General features: G+C 28.3%; 3 protein-coding genes. 2 read left to right on the top strand and 1 reads right to left on the bottom strand.

Annotated elements, in window-relative coordinates:
- The coding region (locus VK998_RS10555; protein ID WP_325228089.1) for a Crp/Fnr family transcriptional regulator at positions 1 to 322 on the bottom strand (322 nt) is incomplete at its 3' end.
- Positions 323 to 410: 88 nt separating this feature from the next.
- On the opposite strand from VK998_RS10555, the gene VK998_RS10550 reads away from it, so the two are divergent.
- Both VK998_RS10550 and VK998_RS10545 read left to right on the top strand, forming a co-directional pair.
- On the top strand, positions 411 to 893 hold the full coding sequence (locus VK998_RS10550) for a permease (RefSeq protein WP_325228088.1): 483 nt from the start codon (positions 411 to 413) through the stop codon (positions 891 to 893).
- The gene (locus VK998_RS10545) at positions 890 to 1,603 is read left to right on the top strand and encodes a permease (RefSeq protein WP_325228087.1); all 714 of its coding nucleotides are present in this window, start codon (positions 890 to 892) and stop codon (positions 1,601 to 1,603) included. The genes VK998_RS10550 and VK998_RS10545 overlap by 4 nt, the downstream gene beginning before the upstream one ends.
- The last annotated feature ends 193 nt before the right edge of the window (positions 1,604 to 1,796 follow it).

Genomic DNA, 1,796 nt, shown 5'->3' with positions numbered 1-1,796 from the left:
TAGCATTTGATAAAGCTGTAACGGTCATTGGATATTCGTTTATTTTAGAAAAAGCTAAATTAGCTCCCATAATATCTCCAGCAATATAAGTTACTATCGTCAATATATCCCCATCTTCATCAATTTTTTGTATAGACGTTTTCCCTTCGAGTACTATATCAATTGAATTACAAATTTGATTTTGTAAATATATTATTGAGTTCTTTTTATATTTTTTTATATTATAGAATTTATTTTCAAATATATTCGATATATCATCAGGGGAAAAATCGCTAAATAGATAGATGCGGCTAATTAAATTTTTATATTTATTTATTTCCATAAAAACCTCCTAAAAGTAACATTGGTTACTTTATATTATATCATTTAAGACTATAATATAGAAGAATAGATTGAAAGGGGATGAATATATGGATATATTTACTAAAGGTTTATGGATTATAACTATATTATGGCTTGTTGTTTCTCTTATTAAAGATAAAAAAAGAACATTAAATGCAATGAAAATGTCTAAGAATATGATGGGAAATATGTTAGGTCAAATAATAGGTATTCTGTTTTTAATTGGATTGATCTTAACTTTCATTCCACCTGAAATGATTAAAGAATACTTAGGAAGCTCTAATACTTTATTTGCAACAGTTATATCTGCAATAGTTGGAAGCATTACTTTGATACCAGCTTTTGTTGCTTTCCCTTTAGTAGGGTCTATTGTAGATATGGGTGCTAGTATTGTTCCTGCAGTAGCTTTTCTCACTACTTTGACTATGGTAGGATTTGTTACTTTCAATTTGGAAAAACAAGAATTTGGTAAGAAATTTGCAATTGCTAGGAATAGTTTAAGTTTTATATTCGCTATATTAATTTCAATGGTAATGGGGGTAATACTGTGATTGAAAAATTGAAGAAGAATAAATTCTTGGTAATTGTAGCATTTGTGTATTTAATACTATTTATAATAAGTTCCGAGAAGGCAGTTTTATCTGTAAAAAACAGTGGTTATTATATAAAAGAAATGCTCACAATTATGCCGGTTATATTTTTACTCACTTCATTAATAGAAGCTTGGGTGCCTAAAAAAATGATAATGGAGTATTTAGGAGATAAATCAGGGTTAAAAGGTTCTTTTATATCTATATTACTAGGAAGTATATCAGCAGGTCCTATATATGCAGCATTTCCTGTATGTAAAACCCTAATAAAAAAAGGAGCCAGCATATCAAATATTGTGGTTATATTAAGTGCTTGGGCAGTTATAAAAGTACCTATGCTGGCTAATGAAGCTAAGTTTTTAAGTCCTAAGTTCATGGCTACTAGGTGGGTATTTACTACAATATCTATAATTATTATGGGCTACATTGTATCTAAGTTAGTAAAAAGGGAAGATATACCTATGGAAGAAGAAAAAATAGAAACAGGGAAAATTTTAGTTAATGAAGCATATTGTATAGGATGTGGAGTATGTGAAAAGTTAGCTCCAGATTATTTTAAAGTAGAAAATAAAAAGGCTAAAGTGGTGAATTCAAATATAGAAAGTAAAGGTGAAGAACAGGTAATAAAAGCAAAAGAAAAATGCCCAGCAAATGCAATAGAAGTAGGATAATTATATGTAAGTATATAAAAGATATCATACATTGAATTATGAATTAAGAGAGGAATTCTTATCAAGGATTAAAGGCTAAATAATTTTCACAGTATACATCTTTCTATCATATTATATATTGCATAAGAATATATGAAGAAAGGTGATTGATATGGAAAATAGATATGAAGCAATGCAAGCATGCCCTTCAGGG

Origin of the sequence: Schnuerera sp., assembly GCF_035459645.1 — a bacterium.
GTDB lineage: Bacteria > Bacillota > Clostridia > Tissierellales > Tepidimicrobiaceae > Schnuerera.
The sequence above is the reverse complement of the archived record's forward strand: the minus strand, read 5'-3'. Positions and strand labels throughout refer to the sequence as shown.